General features: G+C 73.6%; 23 protein-coding genes and 1 pseudogene. 7 read left to right on the top strand and 17 right to left on the bottom strand.

What is annotated here, in order from left to right; translation table 11 throughout:
- Positions 1-84 precede the first annotated feature (84 nt).
- The 4 genes from C7M71_RS05595 to C7M71_RS33125 all read right to left on the bottom strand — a co-directional run bounded on the left by C7M71_RS05595 (position 85) and on the right by C7M71_RS33125 (position 2,965).
- Positions 85-804: a phosphoadenylyl-sulfate reductase gene (locus C7M71_RS05595; protein ID WP_111492788.1), complete on the bottom strand. Its 720-nt coding sequence runs from the start codon at positions 802-804 to the stop codon at positions 85-87.
- A complete protein-coding gene (locus C7M71_RS30980) occupies positions 801-971 on the bottom strand; it encodes a hypothetical protein (protein WP_175607637.1) in 171 nt (56 codons plus the stop codon). The genes C7M71_RS05595 and C7M71_RS30980 overlap by 4 nt, the downstream gene beginning before the upstream one ends.
- Positions 968-2,695, bottom strand: a complete 1,728-nt coding sequence (locus C7M71_RS05590) for a nitrite/sulfite reductase (RefSeq protein ID WP_111492789.1) — start codon at positions 2,693-2,695, stop codon at positions 968-970. The genes C7M71_RS30980 and C7M71_RS05590 overlap by 4 nt, the downstream gene beginning before the upstream one ends.
- A 186-nt stretch (positions 2,696-2,881) precedes the next feature.
- Entirely contained in the window at positions 2,882-2,965 is an 84-nt protein-coding gene (locus tag C7M71_RS33125) for a putative leader peptide (RefSeq protein ID WP_402601470.1), read from the bottom strand.
- A 153-nt stretch (positions 2,966-3,118) separates the two neighbouring features.
- On the opposite strand from C7M71_RS33125, the gene C7M71_RS05585 reads away from it, so the two are divergent.
- Together C7M71_RS05585 and rsgA are read left to right on the top strand one after the other, a co-directional pair.
- Entirely contained in the window at positions 3,119-4,384 is a 1,266-nt protein-coding gene (locus C7M71_RS05585; protein ID WP_407675866.1) for a YihY/virulence factor BrkB family protein, read from the top strand.
- 357 nt (positions 4,385-4,741) lie between these two features.
- A complete protein-coding gene (gene rsgA / locus C7M71_RS05580) occupies positions 4,742-5,836 on the top strand; it encodes a ribosome small subunit-dependent GTPase A (RefSeq protein ID WP_111494655.1) in 1,095 nt (364 codons plus the stop codon).
- A 99-nt stretch (positions 5,837-5,935) separates the two neighbouring features.
- Here the strand turns inward: rsgA and C7M71_RS32525 are convergent, their stop codons facing one another.
- On the bottom strand, positions 5,936-6,064 hold the full coding sequence (locus C7M71_RS32525) for a hypothetical protein (protein WP_265737641.1): 129 nt from the start codon (positions 6,062-6,064) through the stop codon (positions 5,936-5,938).
- A 193-nt stretch (positions 6,065-6,257) separates the two neighbouring features.
- A complete protein-coding gene (locus C7M71_RS05575) occupies positions 6,258-7,325 on the bottom strand; it encodes a LacI family DNA-binding transcriptional regulator (protein WP_229758556.1) in 1,068 nt (355 codons plus the stop codon).
- Positions 7,326-7,685: 360 nt separating this feature from the next.
- Between C7M71_RS05575 and C7M71_RS05570 the strand changes: the two genes are divergently transcribed.
- The 3 genes and pseudogenes from C7M71_RS05570 to C7M71_RS05560 all read left to right on the top strand — a co-directional run bounded on the left by C7M71_RS05570 (position 7,686) and on the right by C7M71_RS05560 (position 10,564).
- Positions 7,686-8,333 carry a DUF4230 domain-containing protein gene (locus tag C7M71_RS05570; RefSeq protein ID WP_407675865.1) on the top strand — a complete coding sequence of 216 codons (648 nt, stop codon included), beginning with the start codon at positions 7,686-7,688 and terminating at the stop codon, positions 8,331-8,333.
- Between the two features lie 103 nt (positions 8,334-8,436).
- A pseudogene (locus tag C7M71_RS05565) lies at positions 8,437-9,998 on the top strand (DNA-3-methyladenine glycosylase 2 family protein).
- Positions 9,995-10,564, top strand: coding sequence for a methylated-DNA--[protein]-cysteine S-methyltransferase (locus C7M71_RS05560; protein ID WP_111493855.1), 570 nt, complete (start codon positions 9,995-9,997; stop codon positions 10,562-10,564). Before C7M71_RS05565 ends, C7M71_RS05560 begins: the two are co-directional and overlap by 4 nt.
- A gap of 46 nt (positions 10,565-10,610) precedes the next feature.
- On the opposite strand, the gene C7M71_RS05555 is transcribed toward C7M71_RS05560, so the two are convergent.
- Positions 10,611-11,231 carry a MarR family winged helix-turn-helix transcriptional regulator gene (locus tag C7M71_RS05555; protein WP_111493859.1) on the bottom strand — a complete coding sequence of 207 codons (621 nt, stop codon included), beginning with the start codon at positions 11,229-11,231 and terminating at the stop codon, positions 10,611-10,613.
- A 184-nt stretch (positions 11,232-11,415) separates the two neighbouring features.
- Between C7M71_RS05555 and C7M71_RS05550 the strand changes: the two genes are divergently transcribed.
- A complete protein-coding gene (locus tag C7M71_RS05550; protein ID WP_111493853.1) occupies positions 11,416-12,870 on the top strand; it encodes an MFS transporter in 1,455 nt (484 codons plus the stop codon).
- Positions 12,871-13,080: 210 nt separating this feature from the next.
- Here the strand turns inward: C7M71_RS05550 and C7M71_RS05545 are convergent, their stop codons facing one another.
- From C7M71_RS05545 to C7M71_RS05530, 4 genes are all read right to left on the bottom strand, one after another.
- Positions 13,081-13,743 (bottom strand): DUF305 domain-containing protein, encoded by a 663-nt coding sequence (locus C7M71_RS05545; protein WP_407675971.1) that lies wholly within the window; start codon positions 13,741-13,743, stop codon positions 13,081-13,083.
- Between the two features lie 65 nt (positions 13,744-13,808).
- A complete protein-coding gene (locus C7M71_RS05540) occupies positions 13,809-14,489 on the bottom strand; it encodes a DUF3105 domain-containing protein (protein ID WP_111493851.1) in 681 nt (226 codons plus the stop codon).
- 117 nt (positions 14,490-14,606) lie between these two features.
- Positions 14,607-15,155, bottom strand: coding sequence for a hypothetical protein (locus C7M71_RS05535; protein ID WP_162824147.1), 549 nt, complete (start codon positions 15,153-15,155; stop codon positions 14,607-14,609).
- 74 nt (positions 15,156-15,229) lie between these two features.
- Entirely contained in the window at positions 15,230-16,264 is a 1,035-nt protein-coding gene (locus C7M71_RS05530) for a helix-turn-helix domain-containing protein (RefSeq protein WP_111493847.1), read from the bottom strand.
- A 319-nt stretch (positions 16,265-16,583) separates the two neighbouring features.
- Between C7M71_RS05530 and C7M71_RS05525 the strand changes: the two genes are divergently transcribed.
- On the top strand, positions 16,584-18,095 hold the full coding sequence (locus C7M71_RS05525; protein WP_229758555.1) for a protein phosphatase 2C domain-containing protein: 1,512 nt from the start codon (positions 16,584-16,586) through the stop codon (positions 18,093-18,095).
- Between the two features lie 18 nt (positions 18,096-18,113).
- Here C7M71_RS05525 and C7M71_RS05520 read toward each other — a convergent pair whose 3' ends face one another.
- The 6 genes from C7M71_RS05520 to C7M71_RS05495 form a co-directional block, all read right to left on the bottom strand.
- Positions 18,114-18,656 (bottom strand): TetR/AcrR family transcriptional regulator, encoded by a 543-nt coding sequence (locus C7M71_RS05520; protein ID WP_111492772.1) that lies wholly within the window; start codon positions 18,654-18,656, stop codon positions 18,114-18,116.
- A 169-nt stretch (positions 18,657-18,825) separates the two neighbouring features.
- Complete coding sequence (locus C7M71_RS05515; protein WP_175607636.1) at positions 18,826-19,335, bottom strand: DUF3761 domain-containing protein; 510 nt, start codon at positions 19,333-19,335, stop codon at positions 18,826-18,828.
- 237 nt (positions 19,336-19,572) lie between these two features.
- A complete protein-coding gene (locus C7M71_RS05510; protein ID WP_111492768.1) occupies positions 19,573-20,628 on the bottom strand; it encodes an agmatine deiminase family protein in 1,056 nt (351 codons plus the stop codon).
- A gap of 69 nt (positions 20,629-20,697) precedes the next feature.
- Positions 20,698-22,488: an urease subunit alpha gene (locus tag C7M71_RS05505; RefSeq protein WP_111492767.1), complete on the bottom strand. Its 1,791-nt coding sequence runs from the start codon at positions 22,486-22,488 to the stop codon at positions 20,698-20,700.
- Positions 22,485-23,264: an urease subunit gamma gene (gene ureA, locus C7M71_RS05500; protein WP_111492766.1), complete on the bottom strand. Its 780-nt coding sequence runs from the start codon at positions 23,262-23,264 to the stop codon at positions 22,485-22,487. The genes C7M71_RS05505 and ureA overlap by 4 nt, the downstream gene beginning before the upstream one ends.
- Positions 23,265-23,471: 207 nt before the next feature.
- Entirely contained in the window at positions 23,472-26,603 is a 3,132-nt protein-coding gene (locus C7M71_RS05495) for an alpha-mannosidase (RefSeq protein ID WP_111492771.1), read from the bottom strand.
- Positions 26,604-26,858: the final 255 nt, after the last annotated feature.

The raw sequence follows: 26,858 nt of genomic DNA, 5'->3' as shown, positions 1-26,858 counted from the left end.
GGTGGTGCAGTTGAGGGGTGGTCAGGTGGGGCGTGGTCAGATCGGGCGTGGTCAAGCAGTGGTCAGGCAGTGGTCAGGCAGTGGTCAGGTGTGCAGGCCGCACTCGGTCTTGCCGGTGCCCGCCCAGCGGCCGGCGCGGGCGTCCTCGCCGTCGGCGACCCTGCGGGTGCAGGGAGCGCAGCCGACCGAGGCGTAGCCGTCCCAGAGCAGCGGGTTGAGCAGCACCCCGTGCTCGGCGACATAGGCGTCCACGTCGTCCTGGGTCCAGCGGGCGATGGGGGCGACCTTCACCTTGCGGCGCTTGGGGTCCCAGCCGACGACCGGGGTGTTCGCCCGGGTCGGGGACTCGTCGCGGCGCAGCCCGGTGGCCCAGGCGTCGTAGCCGGCCAGGCCGCGTTGCAGCGGCTCGACCTTGCGCAGCGCGCAGCAGAGGTCGGGGTCGCGGTCGTGCAGCTTCGGCCCGTGCTCGGCGTCCTGCTCGGCCACCGTCTGACGCGGCGTCAGGGTGATGACGTTGACCGGCATCACCGCCGCCACCGCGTCCCGGGTGCCGATGGTCTCCGGGAAGTGGTAGCCGGTGTCCAGGAAGACCACGTCCACCCCGGGGAAGACCGAGGAGGCCAGGTGCGCCACCACGGCGTCCTCCATGGAGGAGGTGACGCAGAAGCGGCGGCCGAAGGTCTCCGCTGCCCAGCGCAGCACCTCCTGCGGGGAGGCGTCCTCCAGGTCGCGGCCGGCGCGCAGCGCCAGCGACTCCAGCTCCTCGGCGGGGCGGTGGCCGGCGTCGGCGGTGGTGCTTGTCATCGGGTACTCCCCTCGGGCCGGGGCCCGGCCAGCAGGCCGAGGAACCGCAGGGTGAAGGCGCGGGAGCAGGAGGCGCACTCCCAGGCCCCGTGGCCGCCGGTCTCCGACGGCCGCAGGTCCTCGTCGCCGCAGTACGGGCAGTAGAAGGGCGCGGCCCGTTCGCTCACGAGAGCGCCTCCTCGGGGGCGCGGGCGGCCCACTGGGCGAACCGCTCGCCCTCGGTGCGCTCCGCCTGGAAGCGGCGCAGCACCCGCTCGACGTAGTCCGGCAGCTCCGCCGAGGTGACCTTGAGGCCGCGGACCTTGCGGCCGAAGGACGGCTCCAGGCCGAGCGCACCGCCCAGGTGCACCTGGAAGCCTTCCACCTGCTCGCCGTTCTCGCCGGTGACCAGCTGGCCCTTGAGGCCGATGTCGGCGGTCTGGATGCGGGCGCAGGCGTTGGGGCAGCCGTTGATGTTGATGGTGAGCGGCTCGTCGAACTCCGGCAGCCGGTGCTCCAGTTCGTCGATCAGCGAGCGGCCGCGCTCCTTGGTCTCCACGATGGCGAGCTTGCAGAACTCGATCCCGGTGCAGGCCATGGTGCCGCGCCGGAAGGGGGAGGGGCTGACCCGCAGGTCCAGCGCCTCCAGCCCGGCGACCAGCGAGTCGACCTGCGCCTCGGCCACATCCAGCACGATCATCTTCTGCTCGACGGTGGTCCGCAGCCGGCCGGAGCCATGGGCCGCGGCGAGGTCGGCGACCTTGCTCAGCAGGGCGCCGTCCACCCGGCCGACCCGGGGCGCGAAGCCGACGTAGAAGTTGCCGTCCTTCTGGCGGTGCACCCCGACGTGGTCGCGCCACCGCTGGGCGGGCTGCTCGGGGGCGGGGCCGTCCAGCAGGGACCGCTTCAGGTACTCGTCCTCCAGCACCTGGCGGAACTTCTCGGCGCCCCAGTCGGCGACCAGGAACTTCAGCCGGGCGCGGTTGCGCAGCCGGCGGTAGCCGTAGTCGCGGAAGATGGAGATCACCCCGGCCCAGACCTCCGGCACCTCCTTCAGCGGCACCCAGGCGCCCAGCCGGACGCCGAACCTGGGGTTGGTGGAGAGGCCGCCGCCGACCCAGAGGTCGAAGCCCGGGCCGTGCTCGGGGTGGACCACGCCGACGAAGGCCACATCGTTGATCTCGTGGACCACGTCCAGCAGCGGCGAGCCCGAGATGGCGGTCTTGAACTTGCGCGGCAGGTTGGAGAACTCCTTGCTGCCGATGAAGCGCCGGTGGATCTCGTCGATGGCGGGCGTGCCGTCGATGATCTCGTCGGCGGCCACCCCGGCGACCGGGGAGCCGAGGACCACGCGCGGCACATCGCCGCATGCCTCGGTGGTGGAGAGGCCCACCGCCTCCAGCCGCTCCCAGATGGCGGGGACGTCCTCGATGCGGACCCAGTGCAGCTGGACGTTCTGCCGGTCGGTGAGGTCGGCGGTGCCCCGGGCGTACGCCTGGGAGACCTCGCCGATGGCGCGCAGCTGGTCGGTGGTGAGCCGGCCGCCGTCGATGCGCACCCGCATCATGAAGTACTCGTCGTCCAGCTCGTGCGGTTCCAGGACGGCCGTCTTGCCGCCGTCGATCCCGGGCCGGCGCTGGGTGTAGAGGCCCCACCAGCGCATCCGGCCGCGCAGGTCGGCGGAGTCGATGGAGTCAAAGCCGCGATGGGCGTAAATCGTCTCAATGCGTGTCCGCACATTGAGACCGTCGTCGTCCTTCTTCAGCTGCTCATTGGCGTTCAGCGGCGTGAAGTGTCCCCTCGCCCACTGTCCCTCGCCGCGGTGACGGGTCACCTTGCGGGCGGCGGGACGGCGCTCGGGGGCGGCGTCCGGCTGGGGCGCTGCCCGGTCGGGGGCGGGAGTGGTGGCCATGGAGTGCGTCCTTCGGCAGGTGGTGACGCGTGTCACAGGGGCAGGCGGCCTCCTGGGCGCAGCACTGCGGTGACCTGCGGGGTTCGCAAGGACGGTAGGCAGTGACCTGGCCGGAGGCGCCCGCACATCCGCGTCGGCGGGGATGGCGAGGTGGGTGGCGCCGGATCAGTGGTGGCGGCAGGGGAATCAGGTCACCGGACAGATGGCGCTGGACACGCGAAGCAGATCGACGTGGAGTCGACCGACCAAGGTTGTTCCGGCACCAGACATGGCAAGAGATTCCCATGCGGATCTCCCGGAGGTCCACTGTCGTCCATATGTCAGACAGAATGTATTCGCATGGTGAGACAGGGTCGCTGGGTGCCCGGTCGGCAGCCCGGGCGGAACGTGAGTGCGGAGGTCCCCTCCGGATACGGTAGGGACGTGCAACCAGCAGGCGAAACCCCTCGGAAGGCCCCCAAGCACCGGGCGAAGGGATCCCGGCGCGCGGGACGGCGGTTCGGGGGTGACTCCTGGCGTTCCACGGTCTGGGCGCTGATCAAGGACACCACCAACACCTGCGTCGAGTACCGGGTCACCGGACTCGCCGCCGAGGCGGCCTTCTTCACCCTGTTGTCCATCCCGCCGCTGCTGCTCTGCCTGGCGGGCACCCTCGGCTACCTCGACGACATCGTCGGTGCCGGAACCATCGACAACCTCCAGCAGGACATCGTCGACGCCTCCGGCACCGTGCTCTCCCGGGAGTCCGTCGACCAGATCGTCAGACCCCTGCTGAAGAGCGTCTTCGACGGCGGCCGACCCGACCTGATCTCCATCGGCTTCCTGCTCTCCCTCTGGTCGGGATCGCGGGCGCTGTACATCTTCATCGACACCATCACCGTGATGTACGGGCTGGACGGCAAGCGCGGCATCGTGCAGACCCGGGCGCTCTCCCTCGGCCTCTACCTGGCCGCGCTGGTGATCGGCTCGCTGGTGCTGCCGCTGCTGGTGGCCGGCCCCGGGATGGTGGTGGCCGCGCTACCCGAAGTCGCCGGGCTGGTCAGCGCGCTCTACTGGCCGGTGGCGATCGTGCTGCTGATCGTCTTCCTCACCACCCTGTACCACGTCTCCGTCCCCGCCCGGACGCCCTGGCGGGAGGACATCCCCGGCGCCCTGGTCGCCCTGCTGGTGCTGGTGGTGTGCAGCGCGCTGCTCCGCGTCTACCTGGTCAACTCGGTGGAGGGGGGAGAGGGCCCCACCGTGTACGGCTCGCTGGCCGCACCTGTCGCCGTACTGCTCTGGATCTTCGTGGTGGCGCTGGCCGTACTGATCGGCGCGGCCATGAACACCGCCATCGACCGCCGCTGGCCCAGCCAGGAGACCGCCGAGGCGCGCGCCGAGCACAAGCGCGCCGACGAGGAGGCCGCCGCTGCGGTGATCCGCCGCGCCGCCGCCCGGCGGGCCGCCGAGCGCCCGCCCGCCCCGCACCCGGCGGACCCCGGGGACGACGAGGACCCCGACCCGGACGACGACGACCCGGGCGGCGAGGTGCCCTCCGAGTACCCCGAACGCTGGGCCGACCTGCTGCCGCCGGGCGACCTGCGGGGCCGTATCGGCGGCCGCCGCCCGCGCCGACGCCCCGGCCCGCCGCCGCCCGACAGCGACCCGCCGCCCGACCGGTCCGTCGGCTACCGGGTGCCGCGCCGCTGACCTGGGGGCGGCCGGAAAACCGGGTGCGGTCCGAAAACCGGGTGCGGCCGTGTCGGCGGGTCCGTAGACTCCCGCTGTCGCGCCGCCCGGGTGTCCCCGGCCGTCGTACGGCAGATCCTTCGCGGGCCGGAGAGCCACCGGCCCGGCGAGGGAGCAGGTCCGCGCCCATGCGGGCAGAGAGCAGCGCCGGCAGCAGACCGGCACGGAGCAGGGAGGTGAGCCCGATGACTGCCGCCGTCATCACGGCTGCCCCGAGCAGCCCCCGCGCCTCCCACCTCCACCCGGTCGCCGCCTGAGCCGTACGGACCCCCGTACCGCCGCCCGACCGGGACCCGCACTCCCGAAGGGCTTTCTGCGTTGTCCGACGCGACCCCCGCACCCCACCTCCTGGCCGGACACGGCTGGACCCCCGCACTCGACGCACTCTTCACCCCCCACCGCGCAGCCGGGCTGATCCCCGGCCGGATCGCCCGGGTCGACCGGGGCCGCTGCGATGTGATCACCGCCGACCCCGTGACCGGCACCCTGCACACTCTGAGGGCCGACACCGCCCCGGTCGGCGACCCCGACCCGGTCCGCTGCCCCTGCACCGGCGACTGGGCGGCGGTGGACGCCGAGGCGGCCCCGCTGCCCGCGCTCAGGGCGCTGCTGCCCCGCTCCACCGCCATCGTCCGCACCAATGCCACCAAGCGCTCCGAGGGCCAGGTCCTCGCCGCCAATGTGGACACCGTGCTGATCGCCGTCTCGCTCGCCGCCGAGCCCGATCTCGGCCGGGTCGAGCGGTTCCTCGCCCTCGCCTGGGAGAGCGGGGCCCAGCCGCTGGTCGCGCTCACCAAGGCCGACCTGGCCGGCGACGCCGAACACATCCGGGCCGATGTCGAGGATGTGGCGCCCGGCGTCACCGTGCTCACGGTCTCCGCGGCGACCGGCGAGAACCTGGATGTACTGGCCGCCTGCCTGGGCCCCACCACCGCCCTCATCGGCCAGTCCGGTGCCGGAAAGTCCACGCTCACCAATGCGCTGGCCGGGGCCGAGGTGATGGCCGTCCAGCATGTGCGGGACAGCGACGGCAAGGGCCGCCACACCACCACCACCCGGGAGTTGATCCCGCTCCCGGACGGCGGTGTCCTGATCGACACCCCGGGCCTGCGCGGCGTCGGCCTCTACGGCGGCGCCGAGGGGATCAGCGGCGCCTTCTCGGACGTCGCGGCGCTGGCCGCCGCATGCCGCTTCGACGACTGCGCCCATGGCGTCGAGCCGGGCTGCGCGGTGGTGGCCGCCCTGGCGGACGGCACCCTCGCGGAGCGGCGCTGGGAGAGCTACCGCAAACTCCAGCGGGAGAACGCCTGGATCGAGTCGCGCAGTGACGCCCGGCTCGCCGCCGAGCGCCGCCGCCGGTGGAAGGTGCTCCAGAAGTCCGTCCGCGACTCCGGGGTGGTCCGCCGCCGCTGACCGGGCCGGTCCCGGGCCGGTCCCGGTCAGCGCCGAAGGCGGCCCTTGGCGGTGTCCGGCCATGTACGCCACGCCCGGCGTGCATGGCCGGACGCGGCACTAGCCTGTCCGGTCCGGGCGGCGCGGGAGTCGGCCGGGCAGCTTCTCGCCCTCGTGCCAGAGCGTGAAGACGACGCTGGCGATGGACAGGGCCACGATGACGATGCCCAGGATGACGACGCCGACCATGGGGTACCTCCGGTCGTCGGTGACGGGTGCGGTACCTCCGATGTGCCCCGCGGAGCGGAGGCTCACACTCCGCGTCCACACCGTTCGCGAGCAGCTGATTCCGCTCGGTTCGCCTGCGGTGGACGGCGGGTGGGCCGGTCGTACGTCGAGCAGCGCAGAGGAGGTGGGCAACCGCGCCGACCGCCCCGGGGCGTCAGGCCGAGGCGCGGACCACCAGGCGGACCGGGGTGATCACCGAGGTCGGGGAGCCCGGGCGGGCCACCTCGGAGCCCTCCTGGGCGAGTCGGCGCAGCAGCAGCCGGGCCATCAACCGGCCCATGTCCTCGATGTCCTGACGGACCGTCGTCAGCGGCGGGTCGGTCCAGGCGGCCACCGACTCCTGGTCGTCGAAGCCGACCACCGCCACGTCCTCCGGCACCCGGCGGCCGTGCTCGCGCAGCACCCGCAGCGCGGCCGAGGCCATCAGGTCGGAGGCGGCGAAGACCGCGTCCAGATCCGGTCGGCGGGCGAGCAGTTCGGCCATCGCCCGGCCGCCGCCCTCCTGGGTGAAGTCCCCTTCGGCGACCAGCGCCGGATCGCCGTAGGGCAGGACGTCGCGGTAGCCGTCGAGCCGGTCGACGCCGGAGGTCTGGTCGAGCGGGCCGGTGATGGTGGCGATCCGCTTCCTCCCCAGCGAGACCAGGTGCTCGACGGCCAGCCGGGCGCCGCCCCGGTTGTCGGTGTCGACGTACACCAGGTCGTGGTCGGACTCCGCGCCGACCCATCCCGGTCGGCCGCCGAAGACGGTGACCATCCCGACCTTGCGCGCCATCGCGGGCAGCGGGTCGTCCTGGTGCAGCGAGAAGATCAGCGCGCCGTCCACATGGCCGCCGGCCAGGTAGCGGCCGACCCGCTGGTAGTCCCCGGTGTCCTCGACCAGCAGCAGCACCAGCTGGGAGTCGGCGGAGGAGAGCTCCTTGCTGATGCCGCGCAACTGCTGGGCGAAGAACGGGTCGGAGAAGACCCGGCTCTCCGGCTCGGCGATCACCACGGCGACCGCGTCATTGCGGCGGGTGACCAGGGTGCGGGCCGCCTGGTTGGGGACATAGCCCAGCTCCTCGACGGCGTGCTGCACCCGCTCCCGCAGCGAGGCCCGCACGCCCACGCCGCCGTTGACCACCCGTGAGACGGTGGCCCGGGAGACCCCGGCGAGTTCCGCCACCGCCTCCAGGGTCGGGCGGAGCGGGCCGGTCCGCCCCTGTTGCACGGACTCGTCGGTCACCTGGTGCTCCTTGCGGTACGGATGATGAGGGTCGTCTACAGAGAGCTTAACCTTTGGCGGCCTTGCGTGAGAGCGCTCTCACGTCCGTCGGTGGTCATGGAATCGTCCCTGGATGGTCACGGTCTGCCGAGTCATGCCATGCACCTGCCGGAGCCGGGGCATAAGCGCGGTGGGGGATCGGCCCCCACGTGCGGGCGACGGGAGGTGTCTTCGTCTATGCCGCCCCACCGAGAGGCACGCGAAGCGAAGAGTGGCAGAGGCGGACCGGACCGGAAGCCGGGCCGCACCGTGGTCGAGGAGCGCGATCGGGACGAAGGCCCGGACGGGGGCCGGGGCAGGGGTCGGGACGAGAGCCGGGCCGTGGCCGGCGGCGGCCGCCGGGTGCCCTGGTATGTGGCGCTGCCGATCACGCTGGCCCTGATCGCGGCGGCCTTCCTCGCCGCCGTACGGCTGGACTGGCTGCCGGGCCTGCCGGACATCTTCGGCACCGAGACCAAGGACCGCAGCGGCCCGGCCGTGCTCAAGTCCATCCAGGACATGAGCCGCTACCAGGCCGCCACCGGCAACTTCCAGGTGATCGTGGACCTGGAGAAGGACGCCAAATTCCTGCCCGACGCCATCCGGGGCAACCGCACCCTCTATGTCGGGGCTGGTGCCGTCAGCGCGTATGTCGACCTGGGCCGGGTCGGCAAGGACGGCGTCACCGTCTCCGACGACCGCCGCAGCGTCGTCCTGCGGCTGCCGCACGCCAAGCTGGACCAGGCCGCGCTCGACGCCAAGCGGTCCTATGTCTTCACCAAGGAGCGCGGGCTGCTGGACCGGCTGGGCGACTTCTTCGGCAGCAACCCCGGCAATGAGCACGAGCTGAACGTCCTGGCCACGCAGAAGATCCAGGACGCCGCCAAGGAGAGCGACCTCGACACCCGCGCCGAGCAGAACACCCGCTCCATGCTGGCGGGACTGCTGCACTCGCTCGGCTTCACCAGCGTGGAGGTCCGCTTCCAGTAGACGGCCCGCCGGGGGCCCGGCCGGACGGCCCGCCCGGGGCCCGGCGTACGCGTCCGATTCCCGCCAGTCGCGGCCCCCGGCATGCCGCAGACTGGGAGGCGTGATCCAGGACGACGAGGCCCGCTACCGGGCCGTGAGCAGCAGGGACGCCCGCTTCGACGGCGTGTTCTTCACCGCTGTCGCCACCACCCGCATCTACTGCCGACCCAGCTGTCCGGCGGTGACCCCCCGGCGTGCCAACGTCCGCTTCTACCCCTCCGCCGCTGCCGCCCAGGCGGCCGGGTTCCGCGCCTGCCGCCGCTGCCGCCCGGACGCGGTACCCGGCTCCCCGGAGTGGAATGTCCGCGCCGACCTGGTCGGCCGGGCGATGCGGCTGATCGGCGACGGCGTGGTGGACCGCGAGGGCGTCACCGGGCTCGCCGACCGCCTCGGCTACAGCGCCCGCCAACTCGGTCGGCAGCTGGCCGCCGAACTGGGCGCCGGCCCCATCGCGCTGGCCCGCGCGCAGCGGGCGCACACCGCCCGCATCCTGCTCCAGACCACCGAGGTCCCGGTGACCGAGGTCGCCTTCGCGGCCGGGTTCGCCAGCGTTCGGCAGTTCAACGACACGGTGCGGCAGGTGTACGACCGCACCCCCAGCGCGCTGCGCGCCGAGGTCAGCGCCGCCCGGCGGGCCCGTGGCGCCGGGGGCGGGATCGCGTTGCGCCTCGCCCACCGGGGGCCGATCGACGCCGACCACCTGCTGGACTTCCTGGCGCTGCGTGCCATACCCGGGGTGGAGGAGGTCGTCCCCGGCGCGCGGCGCGGCACACGCACCTACCGGCGCACCCTGGCGCTGCCGCACGGCCATGGCATCGCCGAGGTGGACGGCCCGCCGCCGGGCGAGCCCTCCGGAGGGTCGTCCGGCGGGTCGTCCGGCGGGTCGTCCGGCCGGGGCTGGCTGGACTGCCGGCTGCACCTCTCCGACCTGCGCGACCTCACCACGGCGGTGCAGCGGCTCCGCGCCCTCTTCGACCTGGACGCCGACCCGGACGCGGTCACCGGGCAGCTCGGCGCCGACCCGGTGCTCGGCGACCGGGTACGGGCCCGGCCCGGCCTGCGCTCGCCCGGCCATGTCGACCCGCAGGAACTCGCCGTGCGGGCCGTGCTGGGCCAGCAGGTCACGGTGGCGGCGGCGCGTACCCTCGCCGGGCGGCTCGCCGCGCGGTACGGGAAGCCGCTGCCGGCCCCAGCGGCGGCCTGACCGTGCTCTTCCCCACGGCGGAGACGCTGGCCGGTGCCGACCCCGAGGATCTGGCGATGCCCGCCGCCCGCCGCCGCGCGGTCCTCGGCCTGGCCGCCGCGCTGGCCGACGGCCGGGTCCGGCTGGACGCCGGTGTCGAGCGGGACCAGGCCGCCCACCGACTGCTCGACCTGCCCGGCATCGGCCCCTGGACGGTCGGCTACATCCGGATGCGGGCGCTCGCCGACCCGGATGTCTTCCTGCCCGGCGACGCCGGAGTGCGCCATGGCCTGGCCCGGCTCGGCCACCCCGGCGACCCCGCCTCGGCGGCACAGCTCTCGGCGGCCTGGGGGCCCTGGCGCTCCTACGCCGTCCACCACCTCTGGGCGGTCGCTGCCGCCCCGAATCCCGAAACCCCCGCCCGGAAAGCCGAAGCCCGATGACCGACCCGACCGACCCGACCGACCCGACCGACCCGACCGACCCGACCGGCACCCTCTGGACCACGCTGGACAGCCCGCTGGGCACCCTGCTGCTCCGCGGCGAGGACGACGGGACAGGGCGCACCCTGCTCACCGCCGTGACCGCGCCCGGGCAGAAGGGAGCGCCCGCCGTCCCGCCGCCGGTCCGGAATCACGCGCCCGAGCGCTTCGCCGCTGCGGCGGAGCAGCTGACCGCCTACTTCGCCGGTGAGCTGACCGCCTTCTCGCTGCCGCTCGCACCGACCGGCACCGCCTTCCGGCAGCGGATCTGGCAGGCCCTGGACGACATCCCGTACGGCACCACCGTCACCTACGGCCAACTGGCGGCCGCCGCCGGGGAGTCGCCGCTCGCGGTGCGGGCGGTCGGCGGCGCGGTCGGTGCCAACCCGCTGCTGGTGGTGCGGCCCTGCCACCGGGTGATCGGCGCCAATGGCTCGCTGACCGGCTTTGCCGCCGGGGTGGAGCGCAAGCGCATGCTGCTGGCGCTGGAGAGCGGCGCAGCCGGCCCCCTCGGCGCGCTCTTCTGAAGCGGCCTCCGAAGCGGATTCCGAAGCGGCCTTCCCGGCGCGGCCGTCAGCCGCCGTTTGCGGTGCCGGTGCGGCGCCCGGGAGGCTGCTCGGCGGCCGGGGCTGCTGCCCCGGTGGCACCGGTGGCTCCGGCCGGGTCGATGGGGTCGGCGAGCACGTCCGCGAGGCGTTCCAGCCCCGGCAGGGCCAGCATCACCAGGTCGCGCTCGGCGGGGGAGAGCGAGGCCAGCGCGGTGGCCATCCGCTGCTCATGGGCGCGCTGCCAGTCGGCCAACTGCCGGTGGCCCGCCTCGGTGAGGGCGATCCGCGCGGTGCGGCGGTCGCCCGGGTCCGGCTGGCGGTCCACGAACCCGGCGTCGAGCAGCTTCCCGACCAGCCCGCTCACCGTGTTCGGCGCCAGCCGCTGCCGCCCGGCGAGTTCGCCGACCCGCAGCGGCGCGGCGGCGAGCGTCTGCAACAGCTCCACCTGGGCCATCGGCAGCGACTCCCAGGGGTACTCGGTGCGGATGCTGCTGCGCAGCGCCCGCCGCAGCCGGGTGATCACATCCGCCAGCCGCTGAGCCCGCTGTGCTGCGGCGTTCGCCTCAAGTACGGAGGTGGGCGCGGTAGTTCCGGTGCGCCCGGTGCGTCCGGTGGGTTCAGGGGGCTGCTCCTGGGGCTGCGGCATGGCGGACAGCGTACCGCCGCCGACCTGCTCCTTTCCCGACCGGTGCACAGGCGGATCGGCTCGCTCCCGGAAGTTGTCGCCCACAGAGCAATTCTGCCGCGGATACACCGCCTATGGGTCGGCCACCGAATATGTCTGCCGCCGATGTACTCTGTCCGTGAGGCAAGGAGAGGCGGGTGTCGGCATGACGTCACCGTCGTCGCTGCGGCACCGCCCCTGGCCTGCGGTACTGGTCCAGGAGCGGCCCCGTCCGGAGCGCATACGCAGCAGGCCCGGCGCCTGGTGGCTGGCCGTGGCCACGGTCTGCTTCGGCGCCTTCATGGGGCAGTTGGACGCCAGCATCGTCACCCTGGCCTACGGCGGCCTGCGCAGCGACTTCGGGGTGTCGCCGGCTGCCGTGGAATGGGTCTCGCTGGCCTACCTCCTCACCCTGGTCGCCCTGCTGGTCCCGGTCGGACGGCTCGCGGACGCGCATGGCCGCAAGCTCTTCTACCTCTACGGGTTCGTGGTCTTCACCGCCGCCTCCGCCGCCTGCGGACTGGCGCCCTCGCTGGGGGCGCTGGTCGTCTTCCGCGTCCTCCAGGCCGCCGGGGCGGCGATGCTCCAGGCCAACAGCGTGGCCCTGGTGACCACCAGCGCGCCGCGCGGCCGACTGCGCACCGCGCTGGGCGTGCAGGCAGCCGCCCAGGCTCTGGGACTGGCCCTCGGCCCTACGGTCGGCGGTGCGCTGGTGGCCACGCTCGGCTGGCGCTGGGTCTTCGGCATCAACGTCCCGGTCGGGATCGTCGCCGTGGTGCTGGGGTACTACCTGCTGCCCCGCACCCGCACCCGCCACCGGGCCGCCCGGTTCGACGCGCTGGGCCTGCTCCTGATGGCCACCGCCACCACCAGCGCCCTGCTGGGAGTCTCCGCCGCCTCCGGGCTGGCGCTGCCCGCCGGGGCCGTCGTCGCGCTCTTCGCGGTGGCCGCCGGCGCCGGGTGGGCGTTCACCGTACGGCAGCGCCGGACGGCCGCGCCGCTGGTCGACCTGGCCCTGCTGCGGCCCCGGGCCGTCTCCCTGGGACTGCTGGGGGCGCTCTGCGGCTACCTGGTCCTGTTCGGGCCGCTGGTGCTGGTGCCGGTGGTCCTCACCGGGGCCGGCTCCTCGGAACTCACGGCGGGGCTGGTGCTCACCGCCCTGCCCACCGGGTTCGGCCTGGCGGCGGCCGGTGCGGACCGGCTGCTGCCCCGCGCCCTGTCCGACCGGGGCCGCTGCCTCACGGGGGCGGCGGTCTGCGCTGCGGCGCTGGCCGGACTGCTCGCCGTCCCGCTGACGGTGGCCTGGCTGACGCCGCTGCTGGCACTGCTCGGGCTGGGACTGGGCGTCTTCACCCCCGCCAACAACACCGTGATCATGTCCGCCTTCCCCGCCCGGGTCTCCGGCACCGGCGGCGGCCTGGTCAACATGGCCCGGGGCCTGGGCACCGCACTGGGCGTCGCCCTGGTCACCCTCGCCCTCCACCTCGCCCCGGGGACGGGGGCAGCGGAGGGGCCTCGGTGGGCGGTGCTGGTGCTGCTTGGCGTGGCTGCTGCGGCGGCTCTTACGGCGTGGCTCGCCCCCCGTGGCCGGGGCGGGGGCCGCCGCTGCTGTACGCGGTGACCGGGCGGTGGCCGGGTGCGGGTGTTGCGTCGGCGGCCCTTACCCCCCGTCTCGCCCCCGGTGGGACCCCTCCTGTACGTCAGGCGCGACCCCGGCGGCCGTGGCGCAGCCACCCCGTAGCCGAAGGGCACCCCGCCGCCGCAGGTGCGAGGGGCGGGGCAGGGCGGCACCGTCGGCCGCCCTGCCCCGCCCCTGCCGGGTGCGCCGGAATCAGCTCAGCGGCTTGGCCCCGCGAGCGGTCAGCATGTCCGTCATCAGCTTGATCTCGGACATCTGCCCGACCACCATCGTCTCCGCCAGCCGCTTCTCCACCGCGTTGTGGCTGAGTCCGAGGTATCCGTCGGCCATCGCCACACCGCCCTTGTGGTGCTCGATCATCAGCTGGAGGAAGAGCACCTCGGCGGTCTTGGCGTCGGCCGTGCGCAGCCGGTCCAGGTCCGCGTTGGTCGCCATGCCGGGCATCAGCGAGCCGTCGTGCGCCTGGTAGTCGTGGCCCATCTGCATCCAGGCCATCGGCTTGGCCTTGGAGGTCTGCGTCAGGCCCCACTGGTCGAGCCAGCCGGTCATCATGCCGCGCTGGTTGGCCTGGGTGTTGATGATGTCGAAGGCCAGCAGCCGCACCTCCGGGTCGCGGGTGCGGTCGCGGACGATGAACGACATATTGACCGCCTGCTGGTGGTGGACCGACATGTCCCGGGCGAACCCGGCGTCAGCCGAGTCGTCCGCCGGCGCCACCGCTGCGGGCCGCTCCCCGGCGGAAGCCGGCGAACCGCCGGACGCCCCGACCACCATCGCCAGCGCGCCCACGCAGAGCGCGGCAAACCCCGCCACCGCAGCGGGCCACCACAGCCGGCGCTGCCGACGCCCGGGCATCGCCCTGCCGTCGCCGGTGCCGTCGTCCGCGCCGTCGCCGCCCGTCAGAGCCTCCCGGGTGTCGCTCACGGCATCACCCCGACATCGCTGCACGACGCCCCGGGCTCACGCGTCTGCGGCCCCTGCACATACTTGAGGAAGAACTGGTTCACCCGAGGGTCCGTGGCACTGTCCACCACCAGCTGGGTGCCCCAGGCGGAGAGGGTGATGGTCCCCTTCTCGCTCGGGTACGGGCTCATCAGCGAGTACGGGGTCTTGGCGACCTTCTCGGACAGCGTCGTGATGTCGGACTGGCTGGCCTTGTCGTTGTAGGTGACCCAGACCGCGCCGTGCTCCAGCGAGTGCACCGCGTTCTCGTTCGGCACCTGCTTGTCGTAGACCTTGCCGTCGCAGTCGAGCCACGCTGCATTGTGGTCCCCGCCGACCGGCGGGGTCATCGGATAGTCGACCTTGCCCTGGACATGGTTGAAGGTGAGGTCCTTCCAGGTCTTCACCCCGGATATCTCGACCTTGGCGGCCTGCGCCTTGGCGGAGGCCGAGGCGGCGGCGACGGCCTTCTTGGCGTCGTCCTTGCTGTTGGCGTCGGAGACGATCCAGAAACCGCCGCCGACCATGCCCGCGAGCACTAGGACCGACACCGTAAAGGCGATGATCTTGTTGCGGCGCTCGCGGCGCTTCTCCTCCTGCCGCAGCTGCTCGATACGCGCTCTGCGCGTCGCCGCGGCCTGCTTGGAAGCGGAACCCATGGGTGTGTCCTTCTCTGTGTTCACGGAAGAGATTGCGGAGAGTGGCCCGGCACCCCCGGATGGGGACGCCGAACCGGCCCGGCTGCGGCAGAGCACGCGGTCGGGCGGGGGTTCCGCTCAGGTCCGCTGGACCTGGAGCAGGTGGAGGTCGGGAGCCCGGTCACTGCCGACCAGCGGGCCGCGCGGCTGGACGCCGGGGACCGGGCGCAGCACCAGCGCCCTCGGCAGGGTGGCGGCCGGCGGCTGCGGCGGGGCGTTCGGCAGCATCGCGTCCTGCGCGCAGTGCCGGTGGCTGGAGCAGCCGCTGTCCGACCTGCCGCCGCCGAGGACGGGGCAGAGCATCGCCGGACCGTCGTCCCATGGGTCGGCGCCCGACCGGACGCCATGGTCGCCGCCGCCCGAGTGCCCGGAGCCCTGCATCGCAGGGCCGCGCTGCGCCACGGGGGCCGGGCCCACCCGGTCCGCCGGGGCCGCCCCGTCCGGGTAAGGGGTCGACGCGGGAGCGGCGGTGGTGTGTCCACCGCCGATGCCGGTTCCGTGCGCGGACACCGCCGACGGCACCAGGAGGACCAGCATGACCAGCAGCGCCGTCCACGGGGTCCGCGCCGACGGGCTGGGCCGCAGGGCCTGCCACGCCGGGCGTTGTCCGTGAACAGATACGGTCATGCGCACATATTAATCAGCCGAACGGGTGAGAGGGTCGGGGTCGAGCGGCCTCTCTTTGCGCTCTTACACCTCTTCTACGCACCCCGGGCGGCATCGTCCGGCGCCGCAGCCTGCGCCCCCGCAGGCTGCCGCTGCACCCATCCCTTCTCGTACGCATGCCACCCCAGCTGCATCCTGGTGGACACCGCCGCCATGTCCATCAGCCGCTTCACCCGCCGCTGCACCGTGCGCAGCCCCAGCTCCAGCTGCTTGGCGACGCTGCTGTCCGTGAGGCCCATCAGCAGCAGCGACAGAATCTGGAGGTCGGTGCCGTCCGGCTGGTCCGGCTCGGACTGCTCCGCCACGGCACCCGAGAGCCGTACCGGACGGGCGTGCTCCCACACCGCCTCGAACAGCCCGACCAGCGCCTCCAGCAACCCGCTGGCGTGCACCACCAGCGCGGCCGGCTCGGTCGAGGCCGAACCCGCCGTCAGCGGGATCAGCGCCATCGACCGGTCCGCCACGATCAGCTTCGACGGCACCGCGTCCACCATCCGCACCTGCTCATCACGGCCGAGCGCGGCGGCCAGCTCCACCAGGCCGCCGGGGCGGCTCAGCAGGCTGCGCTCCACCACCACCCGGTACGCCACACCGCGCTCCACCGCGCGCTCCTCGGCGGCGTTCTCCTCCCCGGTCACCGCGACGGGCCGCGCGGTGACCATCGCCAGCACCTCCCGCCGGGCCCCCAACTGCAACTGCTCGAAGCGGTGCCGCACCGCCTCCAGGCCCGTCACCACCTCCATCAGGTCGTGCGCCGCCATGTCCGCCGCGCCCACCCGGTACTCCCGGGCCAGCGCCGAGACCGCAAGCTCCGCCTGGTCCAGCTCATGCCTGCGCTGGGAGAGCAGCGCGCCCAGGGCCACCGCGGGCGGGGCCGCCACATACCGCTCCGGCCGACCCGGCGACGGAGCCGCCAGCCCGCGCTGCTCCAACCGCCGCAGCGCCACGGCGATCTCGTCCTCGGCGGCGCCCAACCGCCGCGCCAGCTCAGGCGCGGCAGCCGCGCCCACCCCGACCAGCGCGCGGTAGGCGCTCTCCTCGCGGTCGTCCAGTCCGACGAAGCCGAGCACTCGACCCACCCCTTACTCGCTGCCTCCGGCAGCCGCGTCCGCAGGCGCTGCGCTGCGACGCGCGGTGCCGTGGCGGTCGCGCGCGTCGCACCGAACCGCCTCCGACATCATGTTCGATCACCTGCGGACTCTGCCAGTGCGGCCGGCGGCGACCCGGCGGGCGGCCCGGGTCTCCGAGGTGTCTCAATCCCGTGGTTCACCCGGCGTACGCCGCCGCGCCTGTGGACAATGGCCCACGGACCGCTGCAATCCGGTGACCGCTCAGCAGCTCCTGCGAGCACAGGAGTTCACCCCATCCACCCGGCGGAGGAGAGCGACGATGAGCAGCCAGGAGACGACACCCCGGGACGGTGCCGAGGACACCTGGTGGCACAGCGTGTACCAGGGCCCCCGCAGCACGGTCCCCGACACACCCCTGGCCCGCACCGGGCAGGGCTCGGTGGACGAGTGGTTCGACTCGGTGCAAGGCGTCATCGGCGACTCGGATTCGGGCTCCGGCGTGGTCCCGCCGCCTGGGGATGCGGGGGTGTCGACGGTGGATGAGTGGTTCGACTCTGCGCAGGGCGTCATCGGCGATCCGGCTTCGGACGTGGTCTCGCCACCGGCCGATGCGGGGGCGCGGGGGATGTCGACGGTGGATGAGTGGTTCGACTCTGCGCAGGGCGCTATGGGCGGCCCGGGCGCGGCTGTGGTTCCGCCGCCGGTTGAGCCGACGCCCGTACGGGACCCCCGGGACAACGCCGCCACCCCGGCTGCCGAGCCCGCCGAGCCCGCCGAGCCTGCCGCCGATCCGCGCCGCCGCCCCCCGACGGTGCCCGACCCCCGCTCGGCCGGGGCACCGACCGACCCGCCGCGCGGCAGCGACGGGAAACCGCCGACCGAGCCGACCGCCGCGACCGGGCAGCCCCAGAGCGCGAAGGCGCCGCCGCCCGCCCCGCAGCCCGCGCCCGCGCCCCCGCTCCCGCACATCGGCGACAGACCGCCCACCTATGACCCCGAGCCGTCGGCGCTCCCCCTCGCCGACCCCGACCTCCTCGCGGAACTGGTCCCCGACACCGCCGTGGAGGGCGCCCGCTACGGCACCCTCACCCTGCGGGCCGCCAGCGTGCGCGGCGACTCCGCCCGCTACCGGGGCGAGCCGCGCCGCGACGCCCTGCTCGTGGCCCGGTTCGGCGAACCGCCGGACGGCATCCTGGTCACCGTGGTGGCCGGGGCCGCCCGGAGCGCCGAGGCACCGCCGCTCGCAGCGGCCGAGGCCTGCCGCCAACTCGCCGCCGCCGTCGGCCGCAGCCGCGCCGAACTGGTCGCCGACCTGCGCAGCGGGGCACGCGACGGGCTGCGTTTCGGACTCCAGCGGATGGCCGCCCGCGCCGCCCAGTATCTGCGCGACCCCCAGGACCCACGCGATCCGCAGGAACCCGCCGCCGGTTCGCTGCACTGTGTACTCTCCCCGCTCGACCCCTCCGCCGGTGACCGGGTCTGCTTCGGGATCGGCCCGGGCGGCCTGTTCCTGCTGCGCTCCGCCCACTGGATCGACGCCTACGGGGCCCGGCTGCTGCACCACCCGGGCGAGCAGCAGCCCGCCGCCGACCCGCCGTCCGACCAAGCCTTCCGCTTCCGGCTGGTCCCGGCGAGCCCCGGGGACGTGCTGCTGCTGGCCACGGCGGGCTTCGCCGACCCGGTGCGCGAGGAACCGGCCGTGGCCGGTTTCCTCGCCGCCCACTGGTCCCACCCGCACCCGCCGGGGACGGTGGACTTCCTGCGCCAACTCCAGGTACGCGCCAAGGGCTACGCCGACGACCGCACCGCAGTGGTGCTCTGGAGCGGCTGACGCGCCGCCGCCTCCGCTTCAGCCCCCGGCCAGCAGGGTGTCCAGCACGGCGGCGATATGCGCCAGCGACTCCTCCCGCCGCACCCCGGGCAGCCCGATCGCGATCGGCGTGGAGAACCCGTCCAGCAGCGCCCGGATCCGTACGGCCGCCGCCTCCGCGTCCACCGGGCCGAACTCCCCGGCGCCCGAACCCTCCTCCAGCAGCGCCACCAGATCGCGATGCCACGGTTCCTCGATCGCCACCTGGCCGCCGCGCATCTCCTCGCCGCCGAGGGAGCGGCCCCACACCTCGATCCAGAGGGTCCAGCGCGGATCACCGGGGCCGTCGGGCAGATACAGGTCGGCATACTCGGCGAGCCGGACCCGGGCGGCCACCGCCGTACGGCCCAGCACCTCGCGGCGCCGCTCGCCCAACTGCTCCTCGCTCCAGCGCAGCGTCTCCAGCAGCAGCTGGTCCTTGCTGCCGAAGTAGTAGAGCAGGTGACCGCCGCTCATCCCGACCTGCCTGCCAAGACCCGCCATGGTCAGCTTGGCGAGCCCATGCTCGGCGATGGCCGCCATGGCGGCGGCCAGCACCTGCTCCCTGGGCTGAGCGGCCCGCCGGGTGCGGCCCGCCCCGCTCTCTCGCGGACGGATGGCGATCACACCCTCCCTCACATGGTGCTCAAGGGTGAGTAAACCAGGCCCCGGCCACCCGCCGCACCGAGGGCACGCCCCCGCCCGGGGGGCCTCACTTGTACCAGACGGCCACTCCGTGGTGATGGGAGCAGGCCCCCTGGTGGTGGGCCGCGAATGAGAGGGTGCCGTCATTGCACAGGGCCGTCGCACCGCCGTGGTCGTTGCTCTGACCACCGCTGCCACCGCTGCTGCCACTGCCCCCGCTGCTGCCGCCGCTTGTGCTGCTGCGGGTGCCTGACGATGCCGCCTTCGCGGTGACCGTGGCGGTAGCGGTGACCGTGGCCTTGACCGTTTTGGTGGCGGTGACCGTGACCGTGACCGTGGGCGCCGGTTCGGCTTCGGCTTCGGCTTCGGCGGTGACCATGGCGGTGACGGTGGTGGTGGCGGTGACGGTCGGCACCGCCTTGGGGCCCGGTTCACCGCCACCGCCGATGGCGGCTCCGACGGAGCCGGCCAGCAGCAGCACAAGAAGGCCGCCGCAGCCCATGGCTGCGAGCTTCGGTCCCTTGCCCGTGGACTGCCCGCCCCGCCGTGCGGGCGGCTGCTGATAAGGGTTGTGCATGTGACCCCCGAGGTTCTGGTGGTGGAGTCCGCACAGAGTGTCAGCGGTGCGCGGCAGCGGGGGCTGCTGTGCAGGGTTCGTGTCCCATTCGTGACTATCGGGTGTGTACTTGCCGACGGAAGGCCGCACAGCGCGACTTCGATCCCGACGGGGTGGACGCTCTCCGGAGCCTGGCTGCCTTCGCGGGAGCGGCGACGACTGAGCCGCCTCGGCCTCGTGGCCCGGCCTGTCGGGCCGTCAGACCCTGGGCTGCTGCTGCGTGATGCAGTGGATCCCGCCCCCGTTGGCGAAGATCGGCCGGGCGTCGACCAGTTCGACCGTACGCTCCGGGAAGACCTTGGCGAAGACCTCGGCCGCCGCCTCGTCGCGGGGGTCGCCGAAGGCGCAGAGGACGACGGTGCCGTTGGCCAGGTAGTGGTTGATGTAGGAGTAGTCGACCGGTTCGCCGTCCTCGTCGTGCAGCACGGTGGGGGCGGCCAGTTCGACGACCTCCAGGGGGCGGCCGTGGGCGTCGGTGGAGGAGCGCAGCAGGGCGGCGATCTCCTTGCCGACCTCGTGGTCGGGGTGGGCGGGGTCGGGCTGGCTGTGGGTGACGACCAGGCCGGGCTTGAGGAAGGCGGCGACGATGTCGACGTGGCCCCGGGTGCCGAACTCGTCGTAGTCGCGGGTGAGGCCACGGGGCAGCCAGATCGCCTTGCGGGTGCCGAGGAAGGCGTGCAGTTCCTGTTCGACCTGCTCCCTGGTCCAGTCGGGGTTGCGGCCGGGGTCCAGCTGGACGGTCTCGGTGATCAGGACGGTGCCCTCGCCGTCGACGTGGATGCCGCCGCCCTCGTTGACCAGCCGGGAGGCGAAGCGGCGGGCGCCGGCCAGGCCGGTGACATGCTCGGCGATGTGCTCGTCGTGGTCCCAGGAGGCCCAGGACTGGGCGCCCCAGCCGTTGAAGACCCAGTCGGCGGCGGCCAGGCCGCCATTGCCGTCGGTGAGGAAGGTGGGGCCGATATCGCGCATCCAGGCGTCGTCCAGCGGTCGCTCGACGATCTCCACCGAGGGGGAGACATAGCGGCGGGCGGTCTCCATTTCCCCAATATTGGCGATGAGGCTGACCGGCTCGTGGCGGACGATGGTGTTGGCGACAGAGGCCCAGGCGCGGCGGGCGGTGTCAAGGTCGCTGCCGTCGGCGGGGTCGGAGCCGAAGGTGTCGTTGGGGGTGGGGAAGGCCATCCAGGTGCGCTCATGGGGTTGCCATTCGGCGGGCATGGAGAAGCCGAGTTCGGAGGGGGTGGGGCTGGTCATCGGTGGTCCTAGAAGCGTGGGGAGGAGTGGGGCCGTGTGAGGCGGTGTGAGGTGGTGTGAGGTCGAGGCTCAGAGGAAGTAGAGGCGGCTGAGCGAGACGCTGTCGGCGGGTTCGGAGCGCAGTGGTGCGCCGTCAAGGGTGACCAGGCCGGTGGTGGCGTCGACCCGTACCTCGCCGGTGCGGCCGTTGCGGACCATGTCGCGCGGGCCGATGCCCCGGGTTCCGCGTACGCCGACGCGGCGGCGGCGGGTGGGCATGCCGTCGCCGGGGCGGTGTGCCATGCCGGAGGCGCCGGGGTCTGCGGCGTCGGCGGCAGCCTGGGCGACGAAGGCCACCGACAGGTCGGCGGCGGTGGCCCCATGGGCGCCGAACTGCGGTCCCAGCACCAGCGGTTCGCAGGTGTCGGTGGAGGCATTGGGGTCGCCGACCACGCCGTACGCCGGGAAGCCCGCCTTGAGGACCAGTTGGGGTTTGGCGCCGAAGTGGTCGGGGCGCCAGAGGACGATGTCGGCGAGCTTGCCGACCTCCAGGGAGCCGACCTCATGGGCCAGGCCATGGGCCAGGGCGGGGTTGATGGTGAGTTTGGCGATGTAGCGCAGGACCCGCTCGTTGTCGTCGCCGCTGTCGCGTTCGCCGAGGGAGGAGGTGCCGTCCAGTGGGCCCAGTTCGCCCTTCATCTTCCCGGCCATGGCGAAGGTGCGGCGTACGGTCTCGCCGGCACGGCCCATGCCCTGGGCATCCGAGGAGGTGATGCCGATCATGCCCAGGTCGTGCAGGACGTCCTCGGCGCCCATGGTGCCGGCGCGGATCCGGTCGCGGGCCATCGCGGCGTCGCCGGGGAGGTCCACCTTGAGGGCATGGGCGGAGACGATCATGCCGAAGTGCTCGCCGAGCGCGTCGCGTCCGAAGGGGAGGGTGGGGTTGGTCGAGGAGCCGATGACATTGGGTACGCCGGCCATGCGCAGCACATTGGGGACATGGCCGCCGCCGCAGCCCTCGATGTGGAAGGCGTGGATGGTGCGGCCCCCGAGGACGGCGAGGGTGTCGTCCACCGAGAGGCATTCATTGAGGCCGTCGGTGTGCAGGGCGACCTGGACGTCGTGCTCCTCGGCGACGCGCAGCGCGGTGTCCAGGGCGCGGGTGTGGGCGCCCATGTCCTCGTGCACCTTGAAGCCGGAGGCGCCGCCCTCGGCCAGCGCCTCCACCAGGGGCGCCTCGTCGGAGGAGGAGCCACGGGCGAGGAAGCCGATGTTGACCGGCCAGGCATCGAAGGCATTGAAGGCGTGCCGAAGCGCCCAGGGGGAGTTGACGCCGACGCCCCAGACCGGCCCGAACTCCTGGCCGATGATCGTGGTGACACCGGAGGCGAGCGATGCCTCCATGATGCGGGGGGAGAGCAGATGGACATGGGTGTCGATGGCACCGGCGGTGGCGATCAGGCCCTCGCCCGAGACGATGGTGGTGCCCGTGCCGACGACGACGTCCACCCCGTCCAGGGTGTCCGGGTTGCCGGCCCGGCCGATGGCGGCGATCCGGCCGCCGATCAGCCCGATCGAGGTCTTGCGGATGCCCAGTACCGCGTCGATCACGGTGACATTGCTGATCACCACGTCGCAGGTGGCGCGGACGGCGGCGGCCTTGAGGTGCAGTCCGTCCCGGGCGGTCTTGCCGAAGCCGGCCAGGAACTCGTCGCCCGGGGCCTGGGAGTCGGACTCCACCCGGATGATCAGCCCGGAGTCACCGAGCCGGATCCGGTCGCCGGCCCGGGGGCCGTGTACGGCGATGTAGTCATGAGGGTCGATGCCGCCATGGAGGCTGGTGCCGCCACCGCCGGTGATCTCCGCGTTCGAGGACCTCATACCCCGCTGCTCCCTTCGCCCGCACTGCCGCTGCCGCTGCCGCCGCCGCTGTCGTCGCTGCCGCCGTCGCTGCCGCCGTCGGGGCGGTCGAACGCGGTCAGGTATCCGGTCGCCCGCGCCTTGGCGAGCGCCGCTTCCCTGGCCCCGGGCGCGTCCAGCGGCCCGTCGACCAGCCCGGCGAAGCCGATGGCCACCCGGGCGCCGCCGATCGGCACGAGCTCCACCTCCACGACCGCCCCCGGATCGAAGCGCACGGAGGAACCGGCCGCCACGGCAAGCCGGGTGCCGTATGCGGCCGCGCGGTCGAAGGCCAGGCGCGGATTGGTCTCGAAGAAGTGGAAGTGGGAGGTGACGGAGATCGGCACATCGGAGGTGTTGTGCACGGGGATGCGCAGTGGTGCGGCGGCCGGTTCATAGCCCGCCCCGCTGCCGGGCAGGGGAGCGCCGGGGGCGTCGTCGCCGAGGGAACCCGCGCCCTGGAAGGGATCGGTGATCACGGCGAGCCGGGTGCCGTCGTCAAAGACCGCCTCCACCTGGACCACGGTGACCACATCGGGTACGCCGGGCAGCACGTCCTCGGCGGTGAGCACCGTGCGGCCGGCCTCGATGGCCTCGGCGAGCCGGGCCCCGTCCCGGGCGGCCTCGCAGACGGTGTCGGCGATCAGGGCGGTCGCCTCGGGGACGTTGAGCCGTACCCCTCGGGCGCGGCGGGCGCGGGCCAGTTCGGCGGCTGTGAAGATCAGCAGCCGGTCCCGCTCGGTGGGTGTCAGTCGCACGGGCCCTCGCTCGGCAGTGTTTAGAACGGCGTTCAAACGGGCTGGATCGCATTCAACCCCAGCGGTGCCGCTCTGTCCAGCCTCGCCCGTCCGGCCCCCGTCGGCACGCCGGGAACGGTCAGCCGGCGGCCGGCGCCCGCCGGGCAGCCGGTCTTCTGGCCGGGGGCGGTGATGACCAAGGACCGGGGGGCCGATGCCATTGCCAGGTCAGGGCAGCCTTGCTGCTCCATCGACCCCGGGCCCGGGGGTCAGACGGAGCGTCAGGATCTGGAAGGGCCGCAGCGACAGCGCCAGCGGATCGGCGGGCCCGTCCGGAACCGGTCGCTCCAGCAGGTCGGTGACGACGGCGGCGGCGACCGGGAAGCCGGCCCGCAGGGTTCCCCGGGCACGGCCGCCCCGGGACTCGTACAGCCGCACCACCACATCGCCCGAGCGGTCGTCGGCGAGCTTCACCGACTCCACGGTGATCGCCGGATGGTCGACGGCGACCAGCGGCGGCCCGCCCGCCGCCCGGGGCACCGGCCGCAGCGGCAGGTTGAGTGCCTGGCCGGCGGCGACCGCGTCACCGATGGAGGCGCCGGGCCGCAGGGCGTACCGGAAGCGGTGCACGTCCTGGTCGGTCTCCGGGTCGGGGCAGTGCGGGGCGCGCAGCAGCGTCAGCCGGACGGTGGTCGTGGTGCCGTGCGGTCCGGCGGTGCGGGTGACGTCATGGCCGTAGGTGGAGTCATTGAGCAGCGCCACCCCGTACCCCGGTTCGCCGACGTGGATCCAGCGGTGGGCGCAGATCTCGAACCGGGCCGCCTCCCAGCCGGTGTTGGTGTGGGTGGGCCGGTGCACATGGCCGAACTGGATCTCGGCGGTGGACCGGTCGGCATGCACATCCAGCGGGAACGCCGCCTTCAGCACCTTCTCCGACTCCCGCCAGTCGATCTCGGTGTCGATCTCCAACTGCCGCGAACCGGCCGCCAGCCGCAGCTCCTGGGTGGCCGTGGAGGCACCGAACCGCCGCACCACCCGGACCGAGGCCAGCAGCGGGCCGGAGCTCTCCGCCGTCACCGCCTCCGCCTCGGTGAGGTCGGTGCGGCGGCGCCGGTAGTGCTGGTCGATGTCCCAGGCGTCCCACCGGTTGGGGTGGTCCGGGTGCAGCTGGAGCAGATTGCCGCGCGCCCCCGGCGGCAGCACCTCCCGGTCCTCGGCCAGGTCCCGTACCGAGCTGAGCAGCCCGTCGCCGTCCACCACCACCCGCAGCAGCCCGTTGTCCAGCAGAAACCCCTCGCCGTCGGCGCTCAGCAGCACGGGCGCGACCCCGTCGGGCAGGTCGGCGCGGAGCGTGCCCGCCCCCAGCGCGGGCGCCTCCGCCCATTGCGGCTCACCGCGTCCGCCGTCACCATCGCCGCCGTCACCCGGCACCACCACCTCCGCCCGGTCGTACGACGCCGCGTTGAGCACCCCCGCCGCCCCCGCCGCCCCCGGCTCCCCATCCGCTTCCGACCCCAGCGCACCGGCCGCCGCCTCCACGATGCCCACCAGTTCCCGGTGCACCGCCCGATAGGTCTCCCGGGCCTCCCGGTGCACCCAGGCGATGGAGCTGCCCGGCAGGATGTCGTGGAACTGGTGCAGCAGCACCGTCTTCCACAGCCGGTCCAACTCCTCGTAGGGATAGGCGTAGCCCGGCACCCGCAGCGCCGCCGTGGCCGCCCACAGCTCCGCCTCCCGCAGCAGCGCCTCGGCCCGCCGGTTGCCCTGCTTGGTCTTGGCCTGCGTGGTGTACGTGGCGCGGTGCAGCTCCAGGTACATCTCCCCGGTCCACACCGGCGCCTGCGTCCCGTACTCGGCCTCGGCCGCCTCGAAGAACGCCACCGGCGACTCCACCGCCACCCGGGGCGACCCCTCCAGGTCACGCAGCCGGCGGGCCTTCTCCAGCATCTCCCGGGTCGGCCCGCCCCCGCCGTCGCCATAGCCGAACGGCACCAGCGACCGGGTCGCCAGCCCGTGCTCGCGGAAGTTGCGCACCGCCCGGGCCAGTTCACCACCGGCCATGGTGGCGTTGTAGGTGTCCACCGGCGGGAAGTGGGTGAAGACCCGGCTGCCGTCGATCCCCTCCCACCAGAAGGTATGGTGCGGCATCGGGTTGGACTGGTTCCAGCTGAGCTTCTGGGTGAGGAACCAGCGGATCCCCGCCAGCCGCGCCAACTGCGGAAACGCCGCCGTGTAACCGAACGAGTCGGGCAGCCACACCTCACGGGTGTCCACCCCCAGCTCCTCGGCGAAGAACCGCTTGCCGTGCACCAACTGCCGTGCCAGCGCCTCACCGCCCGGCATATTGGTGTCCGACTCCACCCACATCGACCCGACCGGCACCCAGTTCCCGGTCGCCACCGCCCGCCTGATGCGCTCCCACAGCTGCGGCTGGTGCTCCTTCACCCAGGCGTACTGCTGCGCCTGCGAGCAGGCGAAGACCAGCTCCGGGTAGTCCCCGGCCAGCGCGGTGACATTGGCGAAGGTCCGCGCCGCCTTGCGCACCGTCTCCCGCAGCGGCCAGAGCCACGCCGAGTCGATATGGGCGTGGCCGACCGCCGAGAGCCGATGCGCACCGGCATGCGCCGGACGGGCCAGCGCGGGCGCCAGCTCGGCCCGGCCCGCCGCGGCCGTGCCCGGCACATCGTGCAGGTCCAGCGCGTCCAGCATCCGCTCCAGGGAGCGCAGGATCTCGTGCCGCCGGGGGTCGGTGACGGCCAGTTCGTGCATCAGCTCGGCCAGCACCTCCACATCCAGCACCAGGTGCCAGACCTCCTCCTCCAGCACCGCCAGGTCGGCCCGCACCAGCCGGTAGAGCGGCTGGTCGCCGGCGGTGAGCCGATCGCCCAGCGGGGTCGGCCGGAAGCCGTGCAGCACCGCCGGGTTGGCCGCCGCCTCCGCCAGCAGCCGCACCCGCTCGCACCCGGCGGCGGGCGTGCCCACCGGGATCCAGCGGTTGCGCGGATGGAGCCCCTTGAGCGGGGCGCCCGCCTCGTCGTACACCAGCGCCTCGGCCTGGAAGCCCGGCCCGTCCTCCCCGTAGCCCAGGTCGAAGACCGCCTCCACCCGCCGTCCCGCCCACCCCTCGGGCACCTCGCCCTCGAACCGGAACCAGGTCGTCGACCAGGGCGGCCCCCAGGCCCCGCCGACCGCGAAGGGTTCGAACGCCGCCCCCAGCACCTCCCGCACCGGCACCGGCTCGCCCGGCAGGTGCAGGGCCGCCACCCGCAGCGGCGACCGGGCGCCGTACTGCGCCGGGCGGATCCACTGCTCCATCGCCCGGTCGAGTCGCCGTTCCACCAGCAGCCGGTCGTCGTGCACGTCACCCACCTGCCCGTTCCTGGTGCGCGGCGATCCGCCGCACCTCCCACGATCTGCCCGCTGCCGTACCGGGCCATGCGCGGCGGCCATCGGAAGCGCTCTCCCGCCGCACCGGGCGGATTCGCCCGGTTGCCCGGCCGTCGGGCCGCGCGTGAGGATGTCCGCAGGGGCGTCAGGGGCGTCAGGGGAGTGTTGCGGGGATGTGGACGGGAATGCACCCGGGTCTGCGCGGGCATGGCACGGGAGGTAAGGGCT

It is taken from the genome of Peterkaempfera bronchialis, assembly GCF_003258605.2.
In the GTDB taxonomy this organism is placed as follows: domain Bacteria; phylum Actinomycetota; class Actinomycetes; order Streptomycetales; family Streptomycetaceae; genus Peterkaempfera; species Peterkaempfera bronchialis.
Note: the sequence above shows the minus strand (reverse complement) of the source record. Positions and strands in the feature narration are given on the sequence as shown.

Coding starts and splice junctions, on each gene's coding strand:
- C7M71_RS05555 (WP_111493859.1), bottom strand. CDS start 11,231: ATGCCGCAGCCCCAGGAGCAGCCCCCTGAACCCACCGGACGCACCGGG.
- C7M71_RS05505 (WP_111492767.1), bottom strand. CDS start 22,488: ATGAGGTCCTCGAACGCGGAGATCACCGGCGGTGGCGGCACCAGCCTC.
- C7M71_RS05545 (WP_407675971.1), bottom strand. CDS start 13,743: ATGCCCGGGCGTCGGCAGCGCCGGCTGTGGTGGCCCGCTGCGGTGGCG.
- C7M71_RS05560 (WP_111493855.1), top strand. CDS start 9,995: ATGACCGACCCGACCGACCCGACCGACCCGACCGACCCGACCGACCCG.
- C7M71_RS33125 (WP_402601470.1), bottom strand. CDS start 2,965: ATGTCTGGTGCCGGAACAACCTTGGTCGGTCGACTCCACGTCGATCTG.
- C7M71_RS05595 (WP_111492788.1), bottom strand. CDS start 804: ATGACAAGCACCACCGCCGACGCCGGCCACCGCCCCGCCGAGGAGCTG.
- C7M71_RS05540 (WP_111493851.1), bottom strand. CDS start 14,489: ATGGGTTCCGCTTCCAAGCAGGCCGCGGCGACGCGCAGAGCGCGTATC.
- C7M71_RS05520 (WP_111492772.1), bottom strand. CDS start 18,656: ATGGCGGCCATCGCCGAGCATGGGCTCGCCAAGCTGACCATGGCGGGT.
- C7M71_RS05510 (WP_111492768.1), bottom strand. CDS start 20,628: ATGACCAGCCCCACCCCCTCCGAACTCGGCTTCTCCATGCCCGCCGAA.
- C7M71_RS05590 (WP_111492789.1), bottom strand. CDS start 2,695: ATGGCCACCACTCCCGCCCCCGACCGGGCAGCGCCCCAGCCGGACGCC.
- C7M71_RS32525 (WP_265737641.1), bottom strand. CDS start 6,064: ATGGTCGGCGTCGTCATCCTGGGCATCGTCATCGTGGCCCTGTCCATC.
- C7M71_RS05550 (WP_111493853.1), top strand. CDS start 11,416: ATGACGTCACCGTCGTCGCTGCGGCACCGCCCCTGGCCTGCGGTACTG.
- C7M71_RS05525 (WP_229758555.1), top strand. CDS start 16,584: ATGAGCAGCCAGGAGACGACACCCCGGGACGGTGCCGAGGACACCTGG.
- C7M71_RS05535 (WP_162824147.1), bottom strand. CDS start 15,155: ATGACCGTATCTGTTCACGGACAACGCCCGGCGTGGCAGGCCCTGCGG.
- C7M71_RS05515 (WP_175607636.1), bottom strand. CDS start 19,335: ATGCACAACCCTTATCAGCAGCCGCCCGCACGGCGGGGCGGGCAGTCC.